This is a genomic window from Burkholderia sp. AW33-5 (assembly GCF_053427615.1).
On sequence record NZ_JBSAXA010000065.1, the window covers coordinates 1 to 1,977 of the forward strand.

Below are 1,977 nucleotides of genomic sequence, written 5' to 3' on the forward strand. Positions count from 1 at the left end.
TGTCACGGAATACCACGCTGAAACATCGGCATTTCCGTTATTAGGAAGAACTTCGGAAGTGACCCAGCGCTTGAACTCACGGGCTTTAGGCTTCTTGCTGCTGAGCACCAGGGAGTACATGCCGGATTCGTTGATGACGGAGACACGCATCCCCGCACCTCCAGAGCTGCTCTCGCGATTTGCGATACCAGCCAGGTTGAAGGGCACTCCTTGGGAACGCTCCAAAGAAAAAGGCCGGGAATCGCTCCCCGGCCCTGCCCATCGGCTTGTTCATCAGGCCCCGGCTGCTGCCTTCTCCCGCAGCCTCATGATGGTCTGACGGCTGGTCTTAAAGTCCCGCGCCAGTGCCGCTACAGCCTCCCCCTTTGCCAGTCGTTCAGCTACCTCCGCTTGCTGCTCGCTGGTCAGTGCTGATGGCCTGCCGAACTGTTTCCCCTCCGTGCGGGCTCGCTGGATGCCTGCATTGGTCCGCTCAATCAGCAGGTCCCGTTCAAACTCAGCTACGGCGTTCAGTACCTGCATCGTCATCTTCCCTGCTGCACTGGTCAGGTCCACCCCGCCTAGGGCGAGACAATGAACCTTCACCCCCTGCCCCGCCAGCGCCTCCACGGTCGCCCGCACGTCCATCGCATTGCGGCCCAGCCGGTCCAGCTTGGTCACGACCAGGACATCGCCTGATTCCATGCGGTCAATCAAGCGAGCAAAGCCGGGGCGCTCGGAGGCAGCTACAGAGCCGCTAATGGATTCCTCCACGATGCGCCGCTTGTCGATAGCGAAGCCAGCCCGCTCAATCTCCAGGCGCTGGTTTTCGGTGGATTGGTCATGGGTGGACACACGGCAGTAGGCGAAGACACGAGACATAGCGAACATCTGTACGAAAGAGATGTACGAATCTTATGCCATGTCCGAATAGTTTACAAGCCCACTTTCGTACACTCCTATCGGCCCATGTCCGAAAGGGAACGATTTTGGACGTGCTATGCCTGTCAGAGCCGCTAGACGGGCACGAACTGTTCGGACAAAATCAAAACCCCATAACTCAGAAAAAACTGCGATGGCGACCTCTACATGTCCAAAGTGCGACAACACTTCCTTTGAAACAAAAACCATCTCACCATATGGCTCTAATTTCAAAGTCAACACGGTACAGTGCCGCTCATGCGGCGCGGTGGTAGGCGTGATGGATTACTACAACACGGCCGTGTTGCTTGAGAAAATCGCGAAGAAATTGGGTATTTCCCGCTTCTTTTGAACAAAGAGCGCCTTATAGGCCGGACGCTTTTTCACCATCACGGGCCGTATGGCCCGTTCTCATTTCTGCCCTCACGAATCGCGAGCCTCTGCACCTGGGAGTGTGCCCAGGCTGAGCCCGAATCGACCATCCCGCCTGAAAGACACGCGCCCACGCATCAGGATATCGCGCGGGATACCTGATGCGCGTCAGAGGGGCTGCGCGTGACGATGCCCGTGCGTGGAAACGGAGGGGGTACCGGGGGAAATTCCGTGGCGGGACTTTATCAGATACCCTCTGAGATTTTCCCGGCCAACATTTGCTCTACTGCGTTGGCCATGCTCGAAACTTCCCCATAACGCGGCGTCAGCGCCTGCCTCCCTGGACGCTTCAACATCTCCGGTAGAACGCAAATGAGTTACCGCGACCAAAGCTTTACGGCCCTGAACATATTCCTAGCGCGTGATGCTTATACGCTGGCGTCAGGTACTGCATTCATATACAAGCGCGGTGATAGCCAGTATCTGGTAACTAACTGGCACAACGTCACTGGTCGCAACTCACTGACCCACGCCCCGCTTGACCGCAAGAATGGAGCGCTGCCCAATTTGTTGGGCATTCGCTTCCCGATTATCCAGACACATCCCGACGATGCCAGCGTTCAGCACATCGCGTGGATTGGAAAGTGGATCAGGCTCTATGATCCGGCCAGCCGCGCTCCAATCTGGTTTGAGCACCCCGAACTT

General features: G+C 57.0%; 4 protein-coding genes. 2 read left to right on the forward strand and 2 right to left on the reverse strand.

The window, feature by feature from the left end; genetic code table 11:
• On the reverse strand, window positions 1–150 hold a 150-nt coding region (locus tag ACV22V_RS32275; protein ID WP_448016790.1), incomplete at its 3' end, for a BRO-N domain-containing protein.
• A gap of 123 nt (window positions 151–273) precedes the next feature.
• Window positions 274–861, reverse strand: a complete 588-nt coding sequence (locus tag ACV22V_RS32280) for a recombinase family protein (RefSeq protein ID WP_448016785.1) — start codon at window positions 859–861, stop codon at window positions 274–276.
• 193 nt (window positions 862–1,054) lie between these two features.
• On the opposite strand from ACV22V_RS32280, the gene ACV22V_RS32285 reads away from it, so the two are divergent.
• Both ACV22V_RS32285 and ACV22V_RS32290 read left to right on the forward strand, forming a co-directional pair.
• Window positions 1,055–1,252, forward strand: coding sequence for a hypothetical protein (locus ACV22V_RS32285; RefSeq protein ID WP_448016787.1), 198 nt, complete (start codon window positions 1,055–1,057; stop codon window positions 1,250–1,252).
• Window positions 1,253–1,644: 392 nt separating this feature from the next.
• The coding region (locus ACV22V_RS32290; RefSeq protein WP_448016788.1) for a hypothetical protein at window positions 1,645–1,977 on the forward strand (333 nt) is incomplete at its 3' end.

Bases quoted from the DNA above. Each gene is read 5' to 3' on its own strand.
- ACV22V_RS32280 (WP_448016785.1), bottom strand. From the start codon at position 861: ATGTCTCGTGTCTTCGCCTACTGCCGTGTGTCCACCCATGACCAATCC.
- ACV22V_RS32285 (WP_448016787.1), top strand. From the start codon at position 1,055: ATGGCGACCTCTACATGTCCAAAGTGCGACAACACTTCCTTTGAAACA.